21 protein-coding genes and 1 tRNA gene are annotated in these 22,342 nt (G+C 66.6%); 12 read left to right on the top strand and 10 right to left on the bottom strand.

The genetic code is table 11. From position 1 onward, the window contains the following. Window positions 1-195: 195 nt before the first annotated feature. Together ACLB1G_RS26700 and ACLB1G_RS26695 are read left to right on the top strand one after the other, a co-directional pair. Window positions 196-1,320 carry an NF038122 family metalloprotease gene (locus ACLB1G_RS26700; RefSeq protein WP_491630300.1) on the top strand — a complete coding sequence of 375 codons (1,125 nt, stop codon included), beginning with the start codon at window positions 196-198 and terminating at the stop codon, window positions 1,318-1,320. A 33-nt stretch (window positions 1,321-1,353) separates the two neighbouring features. Then, a tRNA-Leu gene (locus ACLB1G_RS26695) sits at window positions 1,354-1,438 on the top strand. Between the two features lie 38 nt (window positions 1,439-1,476). Here the strand turns inward: ACLB1G_RS26695 and ACLB1G_RS26690 are convergent. After that, complete coding sequence (locus ACLB1G_RS26690) at window positions 1,477-2,325, bottom strand: NmrA family NAD(P)-binding protein (RefSeq protein ID WP_491630299.1); 849 nt, start codon at window positions 2,323-2,325, stop codon at window positions 1,477-1,479. Between the two features lie 125 nt (window positions 2,326-2,450). On the opposite strand from ACLB1G_RS26690, the gene ACLB1G_RS26685 reads away from it, so the two are divergent. The 7 genes from ACLB1G_RS26685 to ACLB1G_RS26655 all read left to right on the top strand — a co-directional run bounded on the left by ACLB1G_RS26685 (window position 2,451) and on the right by ACLB1G_RS26655 (window position 11,340). Continuing rightward, the gene (locus ACLB1G_RS26685; protein WP_491630298.1) at window positions 2,451-2,870 is read left to right on the top strand and encodes a winged helix-turn-helix transcriptional regulator; all 420 of its coding nucleotides are present in this window, start codon (window positions 2,451-2,453) and stop codon (window positions 2,868-2,870) included. A gap of 61 nt (window positions 2,871-2,931) precedes the next feature. Then, window positions 2,932-5,118: an ATP-binding protein gene (locus tag ACLB1G_RS26680; RefSeq protein WP_491630297.1), complete on the top strand. Its 2,187-nt coding sequence runs from the start codon at window positions 2,932-2,934 to the stop codon at window positions 5,116-5,118. A gap of 135 nt (window positions 5,119-5,253) precedes the next feature. Continuing rightward, the gene (locus tag ACLB1G_RS26675) at window positions 5,254-6,417 is read left to right on the top strand and encodes a GGDEF domain-containing protein (protein WP_491630296.1); all 1,164 of its coding nucleotides are present in this window, start codon (window positions 5,254-5,256) and stop codon (window positions 6,415-6,417) included. Beyond that, window positions 6,414-6,608 carry a hypothetical protein gene (locus ACLB1G_RS26670; protein ID WP_491630295.1) on the top strand — a complete coding sequence of 65 codons (195 nt, stop codon included), beginning with the start codon at window positions 6,414-6,416 and terminating at the stop codon, window positions 6,606-6,608. Before ACLB1G_RS26675 ends, ACLB1G_RS26670 begins: the two co-directional genes overlap by 4 nt. A gap of 96 nt (window positions 6,609-6,704) precedes the next feature. Continuing rightward, window positions 6,705-7,277, top strand: a complete 573-nt coding sequence (locus ACLB1G_RS26665) for a phasin family protein (RefSeq protein ID WP_491630294.1) — start codon at window positions 6,705-6,707, stop codon at window positions 7,275-7,277. A gap of 127 nt (window positions 7,278-7,404) precedes the next feature. Next, entirely contained in the window at window positions 7,405-9,045 is a 1,641-nt protein-coding gene (locus tag ACLB1G_RS26660; RefSeq protein ID WP_491630293.1) for a VRR-NUC domain-containing protein, read from the top strand. Next, entirely contained in the window at window positions 9,046-11,340 is a 2,295-nt protein-coding gene (locus tag ACLB1G_RS26655; RefSeq protein ID WP_491630292.1) for a helicase C-terminal domain-containing protein, read from the top strand. Here ACLB1G_RS26655 and ACLB1G_RS26650 read toward each other — a convergent pair. The 7 genes from ACLB1G_RS26650 to trhA form a co-directional block, all read right to left on the bottom strand. Further along, complete coding sequence (locus ACLB1G_RS26650; RefSeq protein ID WP_491630291.1) at window positions 11,321-12,049, bottom strand: LytR/AlgR family response regulator transcription factor; 729 nt, start codon at window positions 12,047-12,049, stop codon at window positions 11,321-11,323. The genes ACLB1G_RS26655 and ACLB1G_RS26650 overlap by 20 nt on opposite strands. A gap of 1 nt (window position 12,050) precedes the next feature. Beyond that, on the bottom strand, window positions 12,051-13,124 hold the full coding sequence (locus ACLB1G_RS26645) for a sensor histidine kinase (protein ID WP_491630290.1): 1,074 nt from the start codon (window positions 13,122-13,124) through the stop codon (window positions 12,051-12,053). A 7-nt stretch (window positions 13,125-13,131) separates the two neighbouring features. After that, on the bottom strand, window positions 13,132-13,848 hold the full coding sequence (locus ACLB1G_RS26640) for a LiaI-LiaF-like domain-containing protein (protein ID WP_491630289.1): 717 nt from the start codon (window positions 13,846-13,848) through the stop codon (window positions 13,132-13,134). Beyond that, window positions 13,845-14,222, bottom strand: a complete 378-nt coding sequence (locus ACLB1G_RS26635; RefSeq protein ID WP_491630288.1) for a LiaF transmembrane domain-containing protein — start codon at window positions 14,220-14,222, stop codon at window positions 13,845-13,847. Before ACLB1G_RS26635 ends, ACLB1G_RS26640 begins: the two co-directional genes overlap by 4 nt. Window positions 14,223-14,423: 201 nt before the next feature. Then, window positions 14,424-14,585: a hypothetical protein gene (locus ACLB1G_RS26630; protein ID WP_491630287.1), complete on the bottom strand. Its 162-nt coding sequence runs from the start codon at window positions 14,583-14,585 to the stop codon at window positions 14,424-14,426. 123 nt (window positions 14,586-14,708) lie between these two features. Continuing rightward, entirely contained in the window at window positions 14,709-15,590 is an 882-nt protein-coding gene (locus ACLB1G_RS26625) for a LysR substrate-binding domain-containing protein (RefSeq protein ID WP_491630286.1), read from the bottom strand. 56 nt (window positions 15,591-15,646) lie between these two features. Next, entirely contained in the window at window positions 15,647-16,264 is a 618-nt protein-coding gene (gene trhA, locus ACLB1G_RS26620; RefSeq protein WP_491630285.1) for a PAQR family membrane homeostasis protein TrhA, read from the bottom strand. Between the two features lie 192 nt (window positions 16,265-16,456). Here trhA and ACLB1G_RS26615 point away from each other — a divergent pair, with 192 nt between their 5' ends. Both ACLB1G_RS26615 and ACLB1G_RS26610 read left to right on the top strand, forming a co-directional pair. Further along, complete coding sequence (locus tag ACLB1G_RS26615; protein ID WP_491630284.1) at window positions 16,457-18,307, top strand: peptidoglycan DD-metalloendopeptidase family protein; 1,851 nt, start codon at window positions 16,457-16,459, stop codon at window positions 18,305-18,307. Between the two features lie 72 nt (window positions 18,308-18,379). Next, window positions 18,380-20,488: a TonB-dependent receptor plug domain-containing protein gene (locus ACLB1G_RS26610; RefSeq protein ID WP_491630283.1), complete on the top strand. Its 2,109-nt coding sequence runs from the start codon at window positions 18,380-18,382 to the stop codon at window positions 20,486-20,488. A 12-nt stretch (window positions 20,489-20,500) separates the two neighbouring features. Here the strand turns inward: ACLB1G_RS26610 and ACLB1G_RS26605 are convergent, their stop codons facing one another. Together ACLB1G_RS26605 and ACLB1G_RS26600 are read right to left on the bottom strand one after the other, a co-directional pair. Further along, a complete protein-coding gene (locus ACLB1G_RS26605; RefSeq protein WP_491630282.1) occupies window positions 20,501-20,884 on the bottom strand; it encodes a hypothetical protein in 384 nt (127 codons plus the stop codon). A gap of 13 nt (window positions 20,885-20,897) precedes the next feature. Then, complete coding sequence (locus ACLB1G_RS26600; RefSeq protein WP_491630281.1) at window positions 20,898-21,131, bottom strand: hypothetical protein; 234 nt, start codon at window positions 21,129-21,131, stop codon at window positions 20,898-20,900. Window positions 21,132-21,249: 118 nt separating this feature from the next. Between ACLB1G_RS26600 and ACLB1G_RS26595 the strand changes: the two genes are divergently transcribed. Further along, entirely contained in the window at window positions 21,250-22,338 is a 1,089-nt protein-coding gene (locus ACLB1G_RS26595; protein ID WP_491630280.1) for a patatin-like phospholipase family protein, read from the top strand. The last annotated feature ends 4 nt before the right edge of the window (window positions 22,339-22,342 follow it).

Below are 22,342 nucleotides of genomic sequence, written 5' to 3'. Positions count from 1 at the left end.
CGGAATTGGTAGACGCGCATGGTTCAGGTCCATGTGCCGCAAGGTGTGGGGGTTCGAGTCCCTCCGTGGGCACCAAGAATTCCGTAAAAAGCCTCCTTCGGGAGGCTTTTTTTATTGATACAGGTCGAACTCCACCAGAGTCCGCTTCGCTAGCATGGACTGGCGCCCATCCGGCGCGCCTCCCGGGAGTTCACCATGAAAACCGCATCCGCCCTGCTGGCGGCGCTGCTGCTAGGCAGTACGCCGTCCCATGCCGCCGTCGTCTTTCAACTCGATTTCCTGCCCGAAACCTCGCTGCAAGCGCAGCAAGGCTTCCAGACCGCCGCCGCGCGCTGGTCGGCGCTGCTGCAGGACAATGTCACCGTCCGCCTTACGGTGGGCACTGGCGCGCTGGATCCCGGCATCATCGGCCAGACCGGCTCGGCCGCCAACCTGTATGACTATGCCGGCGTGCGCAGCGCCATGCTGGCCGACGCCAGCTCGGCCGCCGACCGCAGCGCGGCCAACAGCCTGGCGCCGGATGCCGTGCGCATGCTGATCAACCGCACCGCCGACAACCCCAACGGCGCCGGCAGCGCCACGCCCTACCTGGACGCCAACCGCGGCCCCAACAATACCAGCATCTACCTGCACGATGCCCAGGCCAGGGCGCTGGGCTACAGTCCGGCGCCGCAAACGCTGGCCGGCTGCCTGTCCACATGCGACGGCTACATCGAATTCAGCAACAGCCTGCCCTTCGACTACAATCCGGGCAACGGTATTCAAGCCGGCAACCTGGACTTCGTCGGGGTTGCCACGCACGAGATCGGCCACGCGCTGGGGTTCACCAGCGGCGTGGACGTGCTGGACTATTACGCGGCGCCCGCCAACGGGGGCCCTTATTACGCCGACGAGTTCACCTTCGTGACGGCACTGGACCTGTTCCGCTACTCGGCCGCCAGCGCGGCCCAGGGCGCCATCGACTGGAGCGCGGACAACCGCGACAAATATTTTTCCATCGATGGCGGCGCCAGTGCAGGCCCGCTGTTCGCCAACGGCGTCAACTACGGCGACGGCAACCAGGCCAGCCACTGGAAGGACAACCTGGGCATAGGCCTGATGGACCCGACCGCCGCCTACGGCGAGCTGCTGGGCATCACCGCAGCCGACCGCATGGCGCTCGATGTCATCGGCTGGAACCTGGCCCCGGTGCCGGAGCCGTCCGCATGGGCCATGCTGCTGGCGGGCATGCTGTGGCTGGGCCGGGCGCGGCTCCGTGCGCGCTGGCGCAATTGGACATTGACGGCGGCGCGCACGTCCTTTATGATGCGTGCCTTCTGATGCAGAACACGCAGCAGACAGCAGTAACAGCATGCCCACGTGGCGGAATTGGTAGACGCGCATGGTTCAGGTCCATGTGCCGCAAGGTGTGGGGGTTCGAGTCCCTCCGTGGGCACCAGGAATTCCGTGATCTAAGCCTCCCTCGGGAGGCTTTTTTCATTCCAGCGCCGCTTTCACCGCATCGGCCAGCGAGATGGTCGGACGGCCGATCAGCCGGCTCAGCGTCCTCCCCTCATCATCCAGCGCGCCCCTGGCGGCGGCGGCATCCGAATCCGCAACCAGCGCGGCCATCGCCGCCGGCAACCCTAAGCCCAACAGCAGCTGTTCGTACTCCGCCTGCGGCAGGTCCTGGTAGGCCACCGGCTTGCCGCTCTGGCGCGCCGCCTCCGCCGCCAGTTCGGCCAGCGTGTAGCGGGTGTCGCCGGCCAGTTCATATACTTGCTGCGGCTGGTCCGCGGTGAGCACCGCCACGGCGGCGTCCGCATAATCGGCACGGGCGGCGGCGGCCACCCGGCCCTGGCCCGCCGCGCCGGCCAACACGCCATGCGCCACTGCCGGGCCCAGCGCGCCGGTATGGTTTTCCACATACCAGCCATTGCGCAGCAGGCTGTAAGCCAGGCCGGAGGCGCGGATGGCGTCTTCGGTCTCGCGGTGCTCGCCGGCCAGCGCCAGCGGCGAGGTATCGGCGCACAGCACGCTGGTGTAGGCCAGCAGACCCACCGCGGCGCGCTTGGCGGCATCGACCACGTTGCGGTGCTGGGCGCCACGCTGGCCGATGTCATTGGACGAGATCAGCAGCACCTTGGCGGCGCCGGCAAAAGCGGCGTCCAGCGAGGCGGTATCGTTGTAATCGGCGCGGCGTACTTGCACGCCCTGCGCGGCCAGGGCGGCAGCCTTGGCCGGGTCGCGCACGGCAGCCACGATGGAGGAGGCGGGTACTTGCTTCAGCAGCCCGGCGATGACGAGTTGGCCCAGCTGGCCGGTGGCGCCTGTAATGACAATCATGATGCGTCCTTTCAAAACGAGAAAACGTCGCGGCCGTGCGACAGTGCCGGCGGCGGTGGACGTATAATAGCGGCATCACTTACGATTTGTAAGTACGTACATTTTGGTAAGCATAAGGAATTCCCATGAACAGCCCGAAGACCAGCAAATCCCTGCGCGCCTCGCTGGCCGCGCGCAACCAGGCCATGCGCGGCCAGGTACTGGACGCGGCATGCCCGTCGCGCGCCGTGCTGGGCCACGTCACCAGCCGCTGGGGCGTGCTGGTGCTGGTGGTGCTGCTGGACGGCACCCACCGCTTCAGCGAACTGCGGCGCGCCATAGGCGGCGTCAGCGAAAAGATGCTGGCCCAGACCCTGGAAGCGCTGGCGCGCGACGGCTTCGTGCTGCGCGAAGCGCGCCAGGTGGTGCCGCCGCACGTGGAATACAGCCTGACCGCGCTGGGACGCGGCGTGGCCGAGCGGCTGGAAGTGCTGGTGGACTGGATAGAGGACCAGTTCCCCCTCATCAAGCAGGCCCAGGACGAAGCCGATCGCCTGGCCGCCTAATACGCTGCCCGGGCCATGCAGTTGTAATACACTGAGCACTCCAGCGTACCGGCCCCGTTCCATGACGCATACCTCCCCGCCCGTCCCGCCGCATGTCATCGTACTTGCCACCAGTATGGCGCTGGAGCTGGACGTGTTCGAACAAATCCTGCAGCGATACAGCTTCCGCCTGTACCGCGTGAGCCGCGGCGACCAGGCCATGTCAGCGGCCATGGCCGGCGGCGTGGCGCTGATGCTGCTGGATGTGACCCTGGCCGGCAGCGCCAGCTTCGAACTGTGCCGCCGCCTGCGCCAGCCCGCCATGCCGGTGTTCCTGCTGTCCGCCACCCCCAGCGACGAAGAGGCGCTGCGCGCCGCCGAGGCCGGCGCGGCGGCCTACCTGCCGCTGCCCTTCCAGGCCGACGAACTGGCCGGCCGCATCCTGATGGAGCTGGGCGTCATCAATCCGCCAGCGGCCATGGTCGGCAATCCGCGCCTGGCCGACCTGCAGGTCAATTACCACAGCCTGATGGCCGGCTCGCCCGACGTCATCCTGCTGCTGGACCGCGACGACAAGCGCGTGCTGGACCTGAACCGCAACGCCCGCAAGCTGTTCGGCTTGACCGAGGCGGAGCTGCTCAACAGCAGTTTGTTCCGGTTGTGCCCGCCGCTGCAGCCGGACGGCGTCTCCAGCAAGGAATGGCTGGCGGGACGCATGGCGCAAGTGATGGCGGGCGACGTGCGTACCTTTGAGATGGTCTTGCTGCACAGTTCGGGACGCGCCATCACGGCCGAGCTGCGCATGGTGCCGCTGGACGTCCAGGATCGCCGCCTGCTGCATGTGCGGCTGGTCGACATCACCGCCCGCAAGCAGGCCGAGCAGCTTTACGAGGGCAAGAACCTGCTGCTGGAAATGGTGGCGCGCGGCGCCCCGCTGCAGCAGACCCTGGAAGGCCTGATCCGCCTGATCGAGGCGCGCGCGGAAGGCGTGCTGTGCACCGTGCTGCTGCTGGACCCGGATGGGCGCACGGTGCGGCCGGCTGCCGGCCCCGGCATGCCGCCCGCCTACCTGGCGGCGCTGGACGGCCTGGCCATCGGTCCTGAAGCGGGCTCCTGCGGCACCGCCATGTATCGCAAGGCGACGGTGGTGGTGTCCGACATCCAGGCCGATCCCCTGTGGGCGCCCTACCGCGAGCTGGCCGCCGCCCATGGCTTGCGGGCCTGCTGGGCCATGCCCATCCTGTATGACACCGACACCGTGCTGGGCAGCTTCGCCATGTATTACCGCGAGGTGCGCAGCCCGACCGCCGCCGACCGCCGCCTGATCGGCACCGCCAGCCACCTGGCCGGCATCGCTATCGCCCGCACCCGGCGCGACGAGGAGCTGGCGCGCCACCGCAGCCGCCTGGAGGAACTGGTGCAGGAGCGCACGGCGGAGCTGAGGCAGGCCAAGGAAGAGGCCGAGCACGCCAACGAGGAGCTCAGCACCGCCTTGTCCAACCTCAGCATGACCCAGGACGAGCTGGTGCGGCGCGACAAGCTGGCCGCCCTGGGCTCGCTGGTGGCCGGCGTGGCCCACGAGCTCAACACGCCGATCGGCAACAGCCTGGTGATGGCCAGCAGCATGAGCGAGCGTACCGCTGCCCTGCGCCGCGAGGTGGCGGGCGGCCTGCGCCGCTCCGTGCTGGAGCAGTACCTGGAACAGGCGGCCGAGGCCGACGAGGTGGTGGTGCGCAACCTGCGCCGCGCGGCCGAACTGGTGTCCGGCTTCAAGCAGATCGCCATCGAGACCGGCAGCGCCCAGCGCCGCCGCTTCCTGCTGGACGAGCTGGTCGGCCAGCAGCTGCTGCCGCTGCACGCCGGCGCCTGCGGCCTGGCCCTGGACGTGGTGCTGCTGATCGACCCCGGCCTGGAAATGGACAGCTACCCGGCGGCCCTGGGCCAGGCCCTGGGCCATTTATTCGACAACAGCGTGCTGCACGGCCTGGCCGGACGGGAACGCGGCGCCATCACCGTGCGCGCCTACGCCACCGCATCCGGTGAAATCTGCCTGTCGTTCGGCGACGACGGCGCGGGCATCCCGGCCGCCAACCTGGCGCGCATCTATGACCCGTTCTTCACCACCCGCCTGGGCGAAGGCTCGGGGCTGGGACTGTACATCATCCACAACATCGTCACCGGGGTACTGGGCGGACGCATCGACGTCCACAGCACCGAGGGCAAGGGCACCACCTTCATATTGCTGCTGCCGCCGGTCGCCCCGTTGTAGTGAAGCAACATACTGTCAGTTCCATTTTCCACAATGCAACCTACAGATGAGCGCCGTATAATTGTTCAGGACAGACCGGCCATCAGCCGGCGCCCAGCCAGAGACTGCCGAGTGAACAGCACGCACGCCCTACCCATGCCCGTCGCCGCGCTGCGCGGCGAATTCCATGATGCCGCAGCCGAGCAGGCCTTCCTGCGCCTGCACCTGGCGGACACCCATGCCCAGCTGCGCCTGACCTTCATCCTGTGCTCGCTGTTCTACCTGCTGTTCGCCGTCACCGACCTGCTGGTGGCCGGCTATACCCTGCGCGCCGCCGCGCTGGTGGCGGTTAGGGTATCGGTGGCGGCGGTGGGCGTGGCAGGGCTGGTGGCGCTGCGGCGCCATCCGGATTCGATCGTCGCGCCCCGGGTCATTGCCAGCGTGATGCAAACCGCCGGCTGTTCCGCCTTCCTGCTGATCGCTGCCTTGCGGCCGGAGGAATTCCAGATGCATGCGGTGTCCATGGTGATCGTGATCATCGTGGTGTACATCTACATCCCCAACCGGCTGCTGTACGCCAGCGCCATCGCCCTGGCCCACACTCTGGCTTTCCTGTGGCTGGCCCGCCAGCTGGGCGGACTGGCGCATTCGCTATGGATCAGCATGAGCATGCTGCTCTTGCTGGCCAACGTATTCGGCTATGTGGCGGCGCGCCGCTACCAGCTGGTGTGGCGCGGCGAATTCAGTACCCAGGCCATGCTCAAGAATTTGTCGGTGCGCGATCCGCTGACCGGCTGCTACAACCGGCGCCACCTGCACCAGCAACTGCTGGAGACGGAAATCCAGCGCGCCCAGCGCTACCAGCTGAGCCTGACGGTAGTGATGTGCGATATCGACCATTTCAAACAGGTCAACGACAGCCACGGCCACCATGGCGGCGACGCCGTGCTGCAAGCCTATGCCGCGATGCTGCTGTCCACGACACGCGACAACATCGACAGCGTGGTGCGCTACGGCGGTGAAGAATTCCTGCTGATATTGCCGGAAACCGACCTGGATGGCGGTGTCCAGCTGGCCGAGCGCCTGCGCCAGCTGTGCGCCGATACCCCCACCCTGCACAACGGCCGCCAGATCGCCATCACGGCCAGCTTCGGGGTGGCCAGCGCCGACTTCAGCGCCCCCGGTCCCGGCCCGGCGCCGGAAGCCATGGTGGCGGCGGCCGACACCCTGTTGTACCAGGCCAAGCGCAGCGGCCGGAATCGGGTATGCTCACGCCAGCTGGAAACGGATACTATTGAGCGGACCGGAGGCAGATCGTGAAAAAACTAGCCATCATGAGCCTGGCGCTGTGCTGCGTGATGGCGGCCGCCAAGCCGGCGCCCTGGCACAAGTGGCGCAGCAAGATAGACAACACCCTGGCCTGTTCGCAATATACGCTGGGTCCCGGATGGGCGTGGGACAGCGGTCCGTATCAAGATAGCCGTTGCGAAAAGCCGGTGCATGCTAAATAATGGTGCCACAAAAATAAGGCGCCCCAGCCAGCACACATAGTCCAGAAGTAGTTGAAGGAAGCCCCGCCGCATCCCCATCACACATCAGGAGACCATATGTTCACCAATCCCGAGCAATTCGCCACCGCCACCAAAGCCCTGTTCGAATTCCAGCTGGACACCTTCAACACCCTTACCAGCAAGGCCGTACAAGGACTGGAGCAGGTGGTCGCGCTCAACATGGCCACCGCCAAGTCCAACCTGCAGCAGGGGCTGGACACTGGCAAGGAGCTGAGCCAGGCGTCCGATCCGCGCGCCGCCGTCTCGCTGGCGGCCGCCAAGCTGCAGCCCGGCGTGGCCGGCGCCGTGGCCTACAACCAGCAGCTGACCCAGATCATCGGCGAAATCCGCGAGGAATTCACGCGCGCGGCGGACGTCCACCTGGCCGAAGCCAAGAACAACCTGAGCGCACTGATACACGACGTCACCAAGAATGTGCGTCCCGGTTCCGAAAACGCGGTGCAGATCGTCAAGACCGCCATCGACAACGCCTTCAGCGGCTATGAACAGGTAACCAAGGCCACCAAGCAGGCAGTCAAGGCAGTGGAAGACCAGATCGCCCAGGCCACCGCCCTGGTCGAGCAAAAAGCCAAGGCCGAGGCCGAGGCCGAGAAAGCCGCAGCCGCCTGACCCCGTTCCCACCATCACGCCGGGCGCCGCGATTCGCGGCGCTTTTTGTTTGCAATTGGCAGGCAGCGCTGGGCAAGCGGGCGCGGACGCGATACACTGTACAAAAATACAGTTGGCGCAGTCCTGCATGAACCGAGTCCTCGACAATCCGTTTTATTACCTTGATAACTTCCAGTTGGTGCTGGGCTGGATCGCCGAGCGCTATGACGACCTCCTGGACGCCGAGGAGCGCGCCTTCCTGTCCGCCTTCCCCACCCTGCCGCAGCCGGCTCGGGCCCTGTTCGTGCGCATGGCCATGCGCAAGGGCACCCTGTTTCGCGCCAGCAAGTTGCAGTACCCGGAAATCGGCGACGCGCATCAGGCAGCGCGGCCGCTGGCTGCCCTGGGCCTGATCGAGGACGATCCCGCCATCAGCCTGGAGCAGCTGTTCGACCTGTTGCAGAAGCCGGAAATCAGCCGCGTGTTCCAGTTCCCGGCGCAGCTAAGATCGCTGCGCAAGGCCGAGCAGCTGGAGGCCTTGCGCGCCGGCCGCGAGGGCGGACAGCGCTTTTCGGCCTGGTGGAAAGACGCCGGCGACCATGTCTACCAGGTCACGGCCCAGCCCCTGTGCGACCGTTTGCGCCTCATCTTCTTCGGCAACTACCACCAGGACTGGACCGAGTTCGTGCTGTCCGACCTCGGCATCTACCAGTACGAGAAAGTGGAATTCTCCCCGGCCGCGCGCGGCTTCCGCACCCGGCGCGACATAGACGACTACCTGGCCCTGTACGCCTGCCGGGAGCACTTTGAAGAAGGCGTCCCGGTGGCCGAGTTGCTGCCCGGCCTGCCCGATTGCGACCCGGGCAACGAATGGATGCGCAGCCGGCGCGACAAGCTGCTGTTCCAGTTTGCCCAGCACCTGGAAAAGCTGCAAGACTGGCCGGCCGCGCACGCCCTGTACCGCGATTGCGATTACCCGGGCGCGCGCGCCCGCGCCATCCGCGTGCTGGAGAAAGATGGCCAGGACGCGGCCGCCTACGCCCTGCTGCAGCTGGCGCAGCAGGCGCCGGAGAGCGAAGCGGAACGCCAGCAGTTGCTGCGCATGGCGCCGCGCCTGGCGCGCAAGCTGGGCTATCCCAAGCCGCCCGCGACGCCCCAGGCGCAGCCGCAGCGCATGGACCTCAGCCTGCCGCCGCCGGAGGCGCCCGCCTACGTGGAATTCGTGGTGCGCGACCATTTGTCGCGCGAGGATGCGCCGGTCTACTACGTGGAGAATGCGCTCATCAATTCCCTGTTCGGCCTGCTGTGCTGGGACGCCGTGTTCTGCGCCATCCCCGGCGCCTTCTTCCATCCCTTCCACCGCGGGCCGGCCGACCTGCACAGTGCCGACTTCCAGCGCCGCCGCGCACGCCAGTTCGCGGCCTGCTTCGCCAAGCTGGACGATGGCAGCCACCGCGAGGCCATCCTGGCCCAGTACGCCCGCAAGTATGGACTGCAATCGCCCTTCGTGTTCTGGGAGGCGCTGGACCAGGACTTGCTGGCCCTGGCCCTGGACTGCATCCCGCCGCTGCACCTGAAGCGCGCCTTCGAGCGCATCCTGCTCGACATCAAGGCCAACCGCAGCGGCTTCCCCGACCTGATCCAGTTCTGGCCGGCCGAACGGCGCTACCAGATGATCGAAGTGAAGGGGCCGGGCGACCGCCTGCAGGACAACCAGCTGCGCTGGATAGACTATTGCGCCACGCACCAGATGCCGGTCTCGGTGTGCTACCTGCAGTGGGCCGCCTGAATGGAGCAGCCAGGCTACACCGTTGCCGTGCGGGCCCTGTGCGAGTTCACCGCCAAGGCGGGCGACCTGGACCTGCGCTTCACGCCCTCGCCCACGGCCCAGGAAGGGATCGCCGGACACGCCATCGTGGCCTCGCGCCGCGATGACGATTACGAATCCGAGATCCCGCTCAGCGGCCACTGCGGCGCCTTGCGGGTGCGCGGCCGCGCCGATGGCTACGATCCGCGCCGCCGCCAGCTGGAGGAAGTCAAGACCTATCGCGGCGACTTGAAGAAGATGCCGGACAACCACCGCCACCTGCACTGGGCCCAGCTGAAGATCTATGGCCACCTGCTGTGCCAGGAGCGCGGGCTGGAGCAGGTGACGCTGGCCTTGGTGTATTTCGATATCGGCAGCCAGAAGGAAACCGTGCTGCGCGAGCAGCACGCGGCCACCACCCTGCGCACTTACTTCGAGCAGCAGTGCGGCCTGTTCCTGGCCTGGGCTGCGCAGGAGCTGGCGCACCGCGCCGCGCGCGACGCCCAGCTCAAGGCCATGCGCTTCCCGCTGCCGGACTTCCGCCCCGGACAGCGCCAGCTGGCCGAAGCCATGTACAAGGCCAGCACGCGCGGCTGTTGTTTGCTGGCGCAGGCGCCCACCGGCATCGGCAAGACCGTGGGCAGCCTGTTCCCCATGCTCAAGGCCTGCGCCGAACACCGGGTCGACAAGGTGTTCTTCCTGGCCGCCAAGACCTCGGGCCGGCAGATGGCGCTGGACGCCGTGGACCTGATACGCGGCGGCGCGCCGGACCTGCCGCTGCGCACCCTGGAGCTGGCCGCCAGGGCCACCGCCTGCGAGCATCCGGACAAGGCCTGCCATGGCGACTCCTGCCCGCTGGCGCGCGGCTTCTACGACCGCCTGCCGGCCGCGCGCGCCGCCGCCCTGCAAGCGCCCATGCTGGACCGTACCGCGCTGCGCGAGGTGGCGCTGGCGCACCAGGTCTGCCCCTATTACCTGGGCAGCGAGATGGCGCGCTGGTGCGACGTCATCGTCGGCGACTACAACTACTATTTCGACATCAGCGCCATGCTGCACAGCCTGACCCTGATGAACGAATGGCGCGTCAACGTGCTGGCCGACGAGGCCCACAACATGGTGTCGCGCGCACGCAAGATGTACAGCGCCGAACTGGCGCACGGCGGCCTGCGCGCGCTGCGCAAGCTGGCGCCGGAGGAATTGAAAAAGCCGCTGGACCGCGTGCATCGCCAGTGGAACCAGCTGGAGAAGGACCAGCAGGACGAGTATGCGGCCTACCCGGCGCTGCCGGACAAATTCATGGCCGCGCTGCAGACCGCCGCCACCGCCATCGGCGACTTCATGGCCGAGCATCCCAACCAGGTCCATCCCGAGCTGCAGGATTTTTATTTCAACGCCCTGCAGTTCACCCGCCTGGCCGAGAGCTTTGCCGAGCACACCTTGTTCGACATCGAAAAACGTACCGGCGCACGCGCCAGCCATACCGAGTCGGTGCTGTGCATCCGCAACATCGTGCCGGCGCCCTTTCTCAAGCCGCGCTTCGAACACGCCCATAGTGCTGCCCTGTTCTCGGCCACCCTCAGTCCCTGGCATTATTTCAGCGACATGCTGGGCATGCCCGAATCCACCGCCTGGGTCGACGTGGAATCGCCGTTCACGGCCGATCAATTGTCGGTGCAGGTGGCGGCCCACATCTCGACCCGCTACCAGCACCGTGGCCAGTCGCTGGCGCCCATCGCGCAGCTGATCGGCGAACAATACCAGCGCCAGCCCGGCAACTACCTGGCCTTCTTCAGCAGCTTCGATTACATGGACAAGGCGGCCGAGCTGTTCGCCCAGCGCCATCCGGACGTGCCGCAGTGGCGCCAGGCGCGCCGCATGGATGAAGCGGAACGGGCGCGCTTCCTGGAGCGCTTCACGCCGGACAGCGCCGGGGTCGGCTTCGCGGTGCTGGGCGGCTCCTTCGGCGAGGGTGTGGACCTGCCCGGCGCACGCCTGATCGGCGCCTTTGTCGCCACCCTCGGCCTGCCGCAGCTCAACCCCGTCAACGAGCAGATACGCCAGCGCATGGAGCACATCTTCGGCGCCGGCTATGACTACACCTACCTGTATCCCGGCATGCAGAAAGTGGTGCAGGCGGCCGGGCGCGTCATCCGCACCACCTCCGACCGGGGCACGGTCTACCTGATCGACGACCGTTTCGCCAGGCCGGACATACAGCAGCTGATGCCGGCATGGTGGCGGGTCGAACGGGCTCCGGTCAGCGCACCACGTCCCTGACCTTCTGGTAGCCGCTGCGGCTGATGGGCAAGCGGCTGCCATCCTTGAGCACGGCCACGTGGCTATCCTTGGTGGCCTGCTCGATGCGGCTGACGAAGTCGATGTTGACGATCCAGGAGCGGTGGATGCGCAGGAAGCGCTCGCCGTCCAGCTGCCCTTCCAGTTCGGACAGGCGCTGGTTCTTGAGGAAGGACTTGCCGTCCGACTGGATGCGCACATAATCGTCCTGCGCTTCCACGCATTCGATCTTGTCGCTGTTGATGACGTGGACCCTGGCGCCATCGCGTATCAGTACCCGGTTCAGCGGCTTGTTGCGGGCCACCGCCTCGCGCACCATGTTTTCGACGGCGGCGCCGGAACCGAGGCTGGCGCGCGCATGCGCGAGCGCCTGGTCGAAGCGCTGCTGGCTGAACGGCTTGAGCAAATAATCGAGCGCGTGGAATTCAAAGGCCTTGATGGCGTACTGGTCGAAGGCGGTGGCAAAGATGTAGCGCGCCTTGCTGCCGGCCAGTTCGGCCACCTCGAAGCCGTCCAGCTTGGGCATCTGTATATCCAGGAACACCAGGTCCGGCTCCAGCTCGGTGATGGCCTTGACGGCCTCGAAGCCGTTGGCGCATTCGGCCACCACTTCCACTTCCGGATGCGCTTCCAGGTATTCGCGCACCACGCCGCGCGCCAGCATTTCGTCGTCCACTATGATGATACGCATCTCATTCCTCGTTGTTACCGGTTTGGGCCGGCATGGCGATCCGTACACTGAAGCGCCCGCCCTGCGCCTCGCTGTGCAGGCTGGCCTCGTGCTTGTAGGCGCCGGCCAGGCGCTGGCGCACGTTGGCCAGCCCGATGCCGGTTCCCCTGGCGGCGCCCGCGTCGGGGTCCATGGCGTTGTGCACCTCGATGTGCAGCACGGAGCCGGCGCGCCTGGCGGTGATGCTGATGCAGCCGCCTTCCGGCAGGTTGCAGATGCCGTGCTTGACGGCGTTTTCCACCAGCGGCTGGATGATCATGGGCGGCACCAGGCAGGCCGCCGCGTCCTGGCCCACCTGCACTTCCGCCAGCAGACGCTCACCGAAGCGCACTTTTTCGATGGCCAGGAAATGCTGTATCAGCACCAGTTCCTGCTCCAGGGTGACCAGCTTGTGCGCTTCCATCCCCAGGCTCTGGCGGAAGAAACTGGCCAGTTCCAGCGTCATGCGGCGCGCCCCCTTCGGGTCCTGCGAGGTCAGCGCGCTGATGGAATTGAGGCTGTTGAATAGGAAGTGCGGATCGATCTGGGTGCGCAGCATGCGCAGCTCGGCCTCCTGGGCCATCAGCTGCGACTGCAGCTCGCGCTGCTCGGCGTTCTTGGCGCGCACGAATTCGTTGACGAGGTAGTGCACCGCCGCCGTCAGCCCGTACAGCAGCATGCCCAGCGCCACGATCAGGGCCGACAACTGGCGCGTGATTTCTATCCCCAGCCACCACAGCTGCATGGTTTGGCACAAGCCATTCCACACCTGGGCGATGGCCAGCCACAGGAAGCCCGACATCACGGCCGCCACCGAGAACACCAGCGGGATGGACTGCGCATTCGGGCTGCCGAGCGGATAGGCGCGGCACAGGTAGTAGGCCGAGTAGCCGGTGGCGAAGGCGTAGAACAGATTGACCGGCAGCGCGAACAGCATGGCGTTGGGCACCGGACTGTCGGTCGAGATGCGTATCACGCCGCCCAGCGCCGCGCCCAGGAACAGCCACACGGTGAGATACACCGCCATGCCGCGGCGGCTGGAAAACAAGCCCTCCATGGGCGGCTTAGTTGCGCACTTCCACGCCGCCCAGGATGGCGTAGCCCCGGATGAACAGGCGTTTGCTGCTGTTGGGTGGCAGCACGGTCTTTTCCTCGAAGCCGCCCATGATGGGCGTGCCCTGCATGATGACCACCCAATCCGGCGGCACCTTGATGTTGATGCCGCCGAACATGGCGAACACGTTCAGCACCGCATCGCCCTCGATGGACGCCTGGCGCAGGTCCAGCTCGCAGCCGCCCATCACGGCCGTGATTTCGCCGCCGCGGAAGGCGGGATTGAGGATGCGGCGGTTGAAGCCGCCCATGATGGCGGTGATGTTGACCACCGAGTCGTCGTCCGGCTTGGCCAGCGGGACGGCGGGATCCGCGCCATCGGCGCCCTGGCGCTGGGCCGTCACCGAGCGCAGCACCACCTTCACGCCCAGGACGATCAACAGTATCGGCCAGATGGTGCGCCAGCTGATGTAGAACAAGCCCATGCTGCGCAGGGTCAGCAGGCCGCCCACCGCCACCAGCGCGCCGCCCACCAGCAAGCCCTGCGGGGTACGGGTCTGGACGATTTTCAGGATGCCGAAGAACACCAGCATCATGGGCAGGAAGTGCAGCGAATACTGGAAGTCCAGCCAGCCCAGGTTATCGAGCAGGAACAGCAGTCCCATGCCGATCACGAACAGCCCGATCAGGATCTGCGCGGTGGGGCTCCGGTTGCTGAGGTTTTTCATGCCTGCTCCTTGTCCGCGTCAAGCTGCCGGGCCAGCAGCGGTTCCAGTACCATGCCCACGCCGCAGGCGACGATCAGGGCCGGCCAGGTGTCGCCGAAATTCAGGCCCCACACGTGTTCGAACGAGACCCACCACCAGGCCGCGAAGAACAGCTTCCACAAACCATTGAGGAAATAGCGCGTATTGGTGGGCGGGATCATCTGGGTCAGGCCTATCACCACCAGGATCACGGGCCAGTAGTGCCAGAGCTGGGCCACGCGGAAGTCGAATTCGAGCACATGCAGCCGGTCCAGCAGGATCAGCGTGCCCAGTGCGATGAAGATCAAGCCCCAGACCAGTTGCTTGCGCCAGTGTAGAGCCAGTTGCTGTTTCATGGTACCCCCTGTTTGTCAGCGTATGGACGTAACCATACCGGGGAACGGGGCGCGGCGGAACAGCAATTCGGCGAACGGCGAAAACGGGGGGGTGAATGGCGAAAAGCCGGCGAAATGCGGGCGCTGGAAGGACGAGAGCGGAAAAGCGGGGAAAACCGGGCGGCGCACCGTGCCCGCCGGGCACGGCGTGTTTTCAGCAGCTCAGGAGCGGCTGCCAGCGGTCATCTTGGTGTCGAACGCCAGCAGGCCCCAGCCGAGCTGGCGGCGGATTTCCTCGGGGGTCGGCGGCGGCTTCACCTCCTGCGAACGGCGCTCCAGATAGGCGCGGACCAGGTATTTGGAAGGATGGGTGGATTGGGACATGATAACCTCGCACAGTAAGTTAGCCTGCAACGAATAAGTGGTTGGTGAAGCACGTGGAGTAATATTAGGTCCGGGCCGCCCCGCCATCCGTTCGCTGGCGCACCTAGTTTCGTGGGCCCATTCCTACAATTTCTGCTGCAGGAATTCGAGGAAGCAGCTGATGCGCTGGGCCAGCTGGGTGTTGCGGTAATAGACCGCGTGGATCTGCTGGCGGAAGCCGGTGTTGTAGTCGGCCAGCAGCGGCACCAGGCGGCCCGCGGCGATGTCGGCGCGCGTCATGAAGTCGGCCAGGCATACGATGCCCTGGCCGGCCAGCGCCAGCTGGCGCAAGGTCTCGCCGCTGGACGCCGCCAGCGCCGGCGTCACCGCCAGGCTGGCGCCGGCGCCATGGCGCACTGGCCACTGGTTGCCCTGCTCGTACTGGGCGAAGCCGAGCAGGACGTGTGCGCGCAGGTCTTCCGGCGTGGCCGGCGCCCCATGGCGCTCCAGGTAGGCCGGACTGGCCAGCACGTGCAGCGGGCTGGAACTGAGGGCGCGCGCATGCAGGGTGGAGTCGGTCAGGGGGCCGATGCGGATGGCGACGTCGGTGCGGTGTTCGATCAGGTCGGCGATCTGGTCGTTGCTGCTCAACTCCAGGCGGATATCGGGATAGAGGGCGCGGAATTCAGCCACGTGAGGCACCACGCAATGCAGCATGAACGGCGAGGCGGCGTCCACGCACAGGCGGCCGGACGGCTTCTGGCGGCGGATACGGATGGTTTCCTCCGCTTCCTCCATGGCCGCCACGATGGCGCGGGCCTTTTCCAGGAACAAATGGCCTTCCTCGGTCAGTTCCATGCGGCGCGTGGTGCGGGTGAGCAGCGAGGTGGCCAGCTTTTCTTCCAGCCGGGACAGGGCGCGGCTCACGCCGGAGGTGGTTTGTCCCAGATGGACGGAGGCGGCGCTCAGGGTGCCGCTGTCGATGACGGTAATGAAGGTTCTCAGGTCGTCCGAATTGATTTCCACTGTGATGTCGCTTGCGTAGTGTCGATTGGTCTATATTGCAGGGGGCGCCAGCAAGGCTAGGCGACGTAAAACATGACGGCGCCGAAGTGGCAGGCGCTACCGCCCATGACGAACAGATGCCACACGCCGTGTCCGTAGCGCCATTTGTGGTCGGTGGCGTAGAAGGCGATGCCGCCGGTGTACAGCAGGCCGCCCAGCGCCAGCCACAGGAAGCCGTCCCAGCTCAGCGCCGAGATCAGCGGCCCGGCGCCTATCACGCCCAGCCAGCCCATGGCCACGTAGATCACCAGCGACAGCACGCGCGCACCTTTGGCATACAGCAGTTCCTGCGCGATGCCGATCACGGCCAGCCCCCACACCACGCCGAACAGCGACCAGCCCCACGGCCCGCGCAGGGTGACCAGCGTGAACGGGGTATAGCTGCCGGCGATCAGCAGGTAGATGGCGCAGTAGTCGAAGCGCTGCAGCACTTTCTTGGCCGGGCCGCGTATGCTGTGGTACAGCGTGGAGGCCAGGTACAGCGCCAGCAGCGTGACGGAATAGATGCTGAAACTGACCACCTTCCACACGTCGCCGCTGCGGGCGGCCATGATGACCAGCAGCGTGCCGCCTATCGCCGCCAGCGCCGCGCCCACGGTATGGGTGATGCTGTTGAACCGCTCGCCGTGATACATGATAGTCCTTGCCTTCCCAGTCGGCCGTGGCAAAACGCGACGGCCAGCGGCCATTGTATAGCGTCATTGGCAACCTTGACCAAGGAAAGAGCAAGCAGATGTTTCAAATCATGCGACAAATGTCGCGTGCCGGGTTGACTCTATGCGACATTTGTCACACAATTGCACTGGTAGTCACAATACGGAAAGAGTATGAGTGTGTCCATCCTTGAATTGATACGCCAGCCAGCCATGCTGGTGCTGGGCGCCATGTGCGGCAGCCTGGTGGCCGGCGCCCTGGCCTGTACCGCGCTGTGGCTGGCGGAGCGCAGGTGGGCGGCGCTGGCCGCGCGCCGCGCCGTCTGGCTGGGCGCGCAGCTGACGGTGGCGCTGGCCGCCTGCGCGGCCTTGCTGCCGCCGCAGGCGCGTCCCGGCCTGCTGATGTCTACGGATGGCCCCGTCGCCAGCGCGGCTGCTCTGGCAGCCCAGGCTCCCTACGCGCCGTTGGCTGCCATGGCTCTCCCGGCGCCATTGCCGGCCACGCCCGCAACGCCGGGGGCCTCCGTTTCGCCGATGCCGGATATCGCAGCGCAGGCTGTTGCTGCCCGCCCGTCCAATGCAGGGTCAGCAGGGCCGGCGCTAACGCCCGCTAGGACCGGCGCGGCAGCAGCAGCGATGGCGGCGTCAGCACCGCAGGGCCGCGCTATCGCGTCCATGGCGGCCGCTCTGTCCGCCCTAAGCGGCGCGGTTGGCGCCGCCACTGTCGCGTGGCTGGCGGCGTTCAGCCTGCTCCTGTATTCCGCCGGCCTGCTGGCCACGCTGCTGCGGCTGCAGCGCACGCGCCGCCTGTGGGCGGGATTGCTGGCCTCCGCACAGCGCCTGGATACGGCGCAGTTGGCGGCGCATGGCGGCTTCACCCGGCCGCAACTGGAGGCGCTGTCCAGCTTGCGCCTCACGGTCCTGGAGACCGACGCCGCCATTTCGCCGCTGCTGATCGGTGTCCTGAAGCGCCGCCTGCTGCTGCCGCGCCACCTGCGCACCTTCTCTCCCGAACAGCAGACCCTGGTGATCGAGCATGAGCTGTATCACTGGCGCCGCCGCGATCCTCTGTGGCAAAGCCTGTCAGCCACGCTGCAAATCATTATCTGGTTCAATCCCGCCATGCGCTGGATGGGCCGGCGTTTGTCCTGGGCGCAGGAACTGGGTTGCGACAGCCAGGTCCTGGCAGGACGCCCGCAACAGCAACGCAAGCTGTATGCCAGCGCCCTGCTGCGTCAATGGAAGTTGCAATCCACAAGCACGCCACATGCCGCCATCGCCTTCGGCGGCGGTGATGGCGCCACGGTGGCGGGCCGCGTCAGGCTGATGCAGCAGCCCTGCCTGCCAAACCTCAGCGCCCGTGCCAGCTGCGGCGTGGCCGCGCTGCTGGCCAGCGCGCTGGCGGGCGGCGTGCTGCTGCAGCCGGCGTGGGCGGACGGCGTCCACCGGCCCGGCGCGGCGGAAACCGCAGCGCCCGCACCGGTTGCCATGCCGTTCGCCGCGCCTGGCCCTTCCCGGGCCGCCGAGCCAGCCAACTACGGCAGCGCGCCCGCACCGGTCACGGACCTGCCCTCCGCAAGCAAATGGCGCTATCCGCTGGAACACATGCGCGTGACCAGCTACTACGGCGTGCAGCGCGACGTGCTGCCCACACCGCATCGCGGCATCGACCTGAGCGCCGCCGGCGGCACGCCAGTACATTCAGTCGCCGGCGGCACCGTGGTCGCGGCAGGACCGCTGGCCGAGAACGGCGGCCGCTACGGCATCGGCGTCATCATCGAGCACGGTGGCGTACGCTCCCTGTACGCCCACCTGAGCAAGGTGAACGTCCAAGCCGGCGACCACGTGCTGGCCGGACAAGTGATCGCCGCCTCCGGCGCCACCGGTTTCGCCACCGGGCCACACCTGCACTTCGAAACCCTGCGCGGCGGCCAGCGCATCGATCCTCGCATCATGCTGCCCGACCTCGACCGCTACGCAACAACGCGCGCACTGCGCATCCGCCGCCAGCAGCTGGGCAGCTGACCATTCCGACAACCACGCCAGCCACCGCGGCCTTGCACGCCACGGCGGAAGGGCCTCGCACATTCACAGCACATGAAACACTATCACTTGCTGGCAGCCGTCGCGCTGCTGTCCACAGTCCATGCCGAAGAGACGGCGCCGCAGCAAGTCATCGTGGCCGCCGCCCGCTCCGAGCAGCGCCAGCAGGAGACGGTCGCCACCACGATAGTGGGCCGCGACGAGCTGCTGCGTCACGGCGACCAATCCCTGGCCCAGGCCCTGCAGCGCCTGCCCGGCATCAGCATAAGCAGCGCCCAGGGCAACGCCAGCACCATACAGATGCGCGGCCTGGGCAAGGGCTACACGCAAATCCTGCTCAATGGCGAGCCGGTGCCGGCCGGCTTCTCCATCGACAGCCTGCAGCCGGAAATGATAGAGCGCATCGAGATCATGCGCAGCACGACCGCCGAACTAAGCAACCAGGCCATCGCCGGCAGCATCAACATCGTGCTGCGCAAGGCAGCACCTCGGCCCCAGCGCAGCCTCGGCGGCAACGTGGGGCGCGAACGCGGGCTGCTGTCGCCCACCTTGAGCGCACAGCTGTCCGGCCGCGACGGCGGCCTGGGCTACACGCTGGCAGCCACCTTCGCGCGCAGGCGCGCCGACCTGCCTTTCGATGTATGGGAAGAGCAGCGCGACAATGCGGGCCAATTGCAGCTGCTGCGCCGCACCCTCAACCGCGACCTGGAACGCAGCGACCAGCTGACCCTGGCGCCACGCCTGAACTGGACGCTGGCGGGCGGCGACACGCTGGCCTGGCAAAGCTTCCTGGACTACCGCCACATAGGCAACGCCCACATTGCCGATGAGACCGTGCTGGCCGGAACGGGCAGCGAATTCCCGCACAATACGGCCAGCTATGTGGCCAACGCCACCATGCTGCGCAGCGACCTGCAGTGGCAACACCGCCTGTCCGACCGCGCCAGGCTGGAAATGAAGCTGGGCTATCGCCGCAGCCGGCGCGGCGCCGATTTCGATTTCCTCGGCCGCGATACGGACCTGGCGCCGAACGGCCGCCACTACGTCGCCTCCGGGCCGGCCGAGACCGGCACTACCATCAGCGGCGCCTACCGCCTGCAACTCGACGCCCGCCACACGCTGGCCGCCGGCTGGGACCTGAGCCAGGCCCGCCGTTCGGAATACCGCAACGAGCAGCAGTTCGACGCCGCCGGCGCCCTCTCCCTGCTCAACAACGCCAGCTACAGCGCCAGGGTGCGCAAGCTGGCCTTCTTCGCCCAGGATGAATGGGAGATCGACACCCGCTGGTCGCTGTACGCCGGACTGCGCCGCGAAAGCCTGCGCACCGCCAGCGACGGCAGCACCGCCCAACCGCTGGACAACGAGGCCGCCGTGTGGAGCCCGTCGCTGCAGGCGCGCTACAAGCCGGACAGCAAACAGGTGCTGCGCCTGGCGCTGAACCGGACGTACAAGGCGCCGCCCCTGTCGTCGCTGGTGCCGCGCCGCTACACCACGGACAACAATAACAATCCCAACAATCCCGCCGAACAGGGCAACCCACAGCTGAGGCCCGAGCTGGCCTGGGGCCTGGACGCGGCCTGGGAATACTATCCTGCCCCCGGCTCACTGCTGAGCGCGAGCGCCTATGCGCGCCGCATCCGCGATGTCACCCAGACCCTGCTGTTCCAGCAAGAGGGCGAGTGGATAGAGACGCCATTCAACAATGGCAACGCCAGCGTGCACGGCATAGAGCTGGAAGCCAAGCTGCCAGTGGCGGGGGCGGTGGATCTGCGGGCCAATGCGGCACGCAACTGGTCGGCGGTTGACAAGGTGGCGGGACCGTATAACAGCCTGGAACAGCAGCTGCCCTGGACGGCCAACCTGGGGCTGGATTATCGCGCCAGCCCCGCGCTCACAGTGGGCGGCAACCTGAACCTGCAATCGGGCGGCACGGCGCGCCTGTCGCCGCTGGTGGTTACGGACCGCAACATCAAGCGGGGGCTGGATGCCTATGTTGCGTGGAAGGCGGATGGCCACGCCCAAGTCCGCATGGCCGCCGCCAACCTGTTCGGCAAGCAAAGTGTGGAATTGCGCGACTACCGCGATGGCAGCGGCCTGCTGCGCCGGACCATGCTCACGCCCCAGGCCGCCACGCTGCGCCTGAGCGTCACATGGCAATACTAGATCAACTGCGGTTCAATGCACATTGCGGGCTATGTAGTAGACGATGCCGGTCAGCAGGGTACACAGCGTGGTGGTCGAGATGAAATAGCGCCAGGTCTGTTCGATCAGCTGCTTGTTAAAACCTATCATCCTGTCGTCCATCTTGCGCTCCAGGGCGTTGAAGTCTTCCTTGGTGGCCATGGTGGCCTTGTGCAGGTCTTCCTTGGTCGCCAGGGATGCCTTGTGCAGCTCTTCCTTGGTGACCAGGACGGCCTTCTGGAGGTCTTCCTTGGCCGCCGTCGCCACCCGCTGCAAGTCCTCCTTGGTAGCCATGTTCGCCATCGTGGTCTGCATTTCGGCAAACATGATCTGTTGCTGCTGCAATTGCTGCTCAAGCACCGCCGTACGGTCTTCCATGATGGCCTCCTGGTCAATGCACATTGCGCGCGATGTAATAGACGATGCCGGTCAGCAGCGTGCCTATCGTGACAGTCGAGATCAGGTAGCGCCAGGTCTGCTCGTGGATTAAGCGGAACAGGCGCTCCTCCACTTGGCGCAAATTCTCCGTATTGGCAACTTGAAATGCGTGCAGATCCGTCTTCGTCGCCACCGTGGCCTGCAGCACCGCGATCTGCTGTTCCACCACCTTCAGCCGTTCCTCCATGGCCATCTCCTGTATGAACATCCAGTACTCATCATGCGCCGGGCCGGCGCCACGCGCAAGCGGCTAGCAGTACGCAATCTGCGATGGATCAAACCCAGGGCTGTGGTATGTTGTCGCCATGAGTGAAGCACATCAATACGAACGCTGCATGGTGCTGGGCGGCGGCGGGTTCCGGTTCGGCATCTACATCGGCATGTACGCCGCCCTGCGCGAAGCCGGCCGCGCGCCCGACATCCTGCTGGCCAGCTGCGGCGGCGCCATCGCCGCCACCATCATCCACCACCTGCCCAGCGACGCCCAACGGCGCGACTGGCTCAGCTCGCGCGACATGTACGATTTCTGGTGCAGCCTGAAGTCGACCCGCCACGCGGCCTTGCTAGCCACCCTGCTGCGCGCCGCGCGCCGCAAGTTCTCGCCCAGCCGCGCGCCCGTCATTCCCGACCTGTTCGGCGATTACCTGTTTGACATTCCGGATCAGCTTCCGTTCCCTCCCCTGACCGGCAAGCCCGAGGTCGACGTGGCCGTGCTGGGCGGCCGCCTGCTGTTCGATCAGCACGAGGTGGGCCAGCCGCGCCAGGGCCGCAAGCTGTTTGCCGAGACCGTGTTCTGCGGCCCGCGCGCCGCCGCCCTGCTGCACGGCATGGCGGCGCCGCTGGACCATCCGCGCTGGGGCAATCATGCCGTCGCCCCCACGCTGGACACCGACAGCAGCGTGCCGCTGCCGCATGCGGCCCGCATCTCGATAGCCGACATGATCTACTTCCGCTGCCAGCACTATGCCGGCCAGGAATACATAGGCGGCGTGCTGGACCTGTTCCCGGTCGAGATCGCCCAGCGGCTGGGCCGCAATGTGGTGATGGAATTCAAGGAAGCGTTCGACCAGACCTTCGCCATCCCGGCCTGGCGCGCCGTGCTGGGCATGAACGGCAACCAGCGCCTGCGCTACGCCAACGGCCAGCCGGCCGAGCTGCGCATCGATGCGTCCGATGTGTCGCGCGTGCTGGCGCGCCAGGAATTGCAGAAAAGACTGGATTGGCGCCGCAACCGCATCGAACTGGACATGTCGGCCGACTACGACACCTTCGTGCGCTACATGAACAACCAGTGGCAGTATGGCTACCAGCGCGCGCGCGAAGCCTGCGCCCGCGCTCCCGGCCAGCCGGGCGCCATACGCAACGCCACCCGCCACAGCAAGGCTGCCGCTTAGCGCC

The sequence above is a fragment of the Duganella kummerowiae genome (assembly GCF_053572355.1).
The sequence above is the reverse complement of the archived record's forward strand: the minus strand, read 5'-3'. Positions and strand labels throughout refer to the sequence as shown.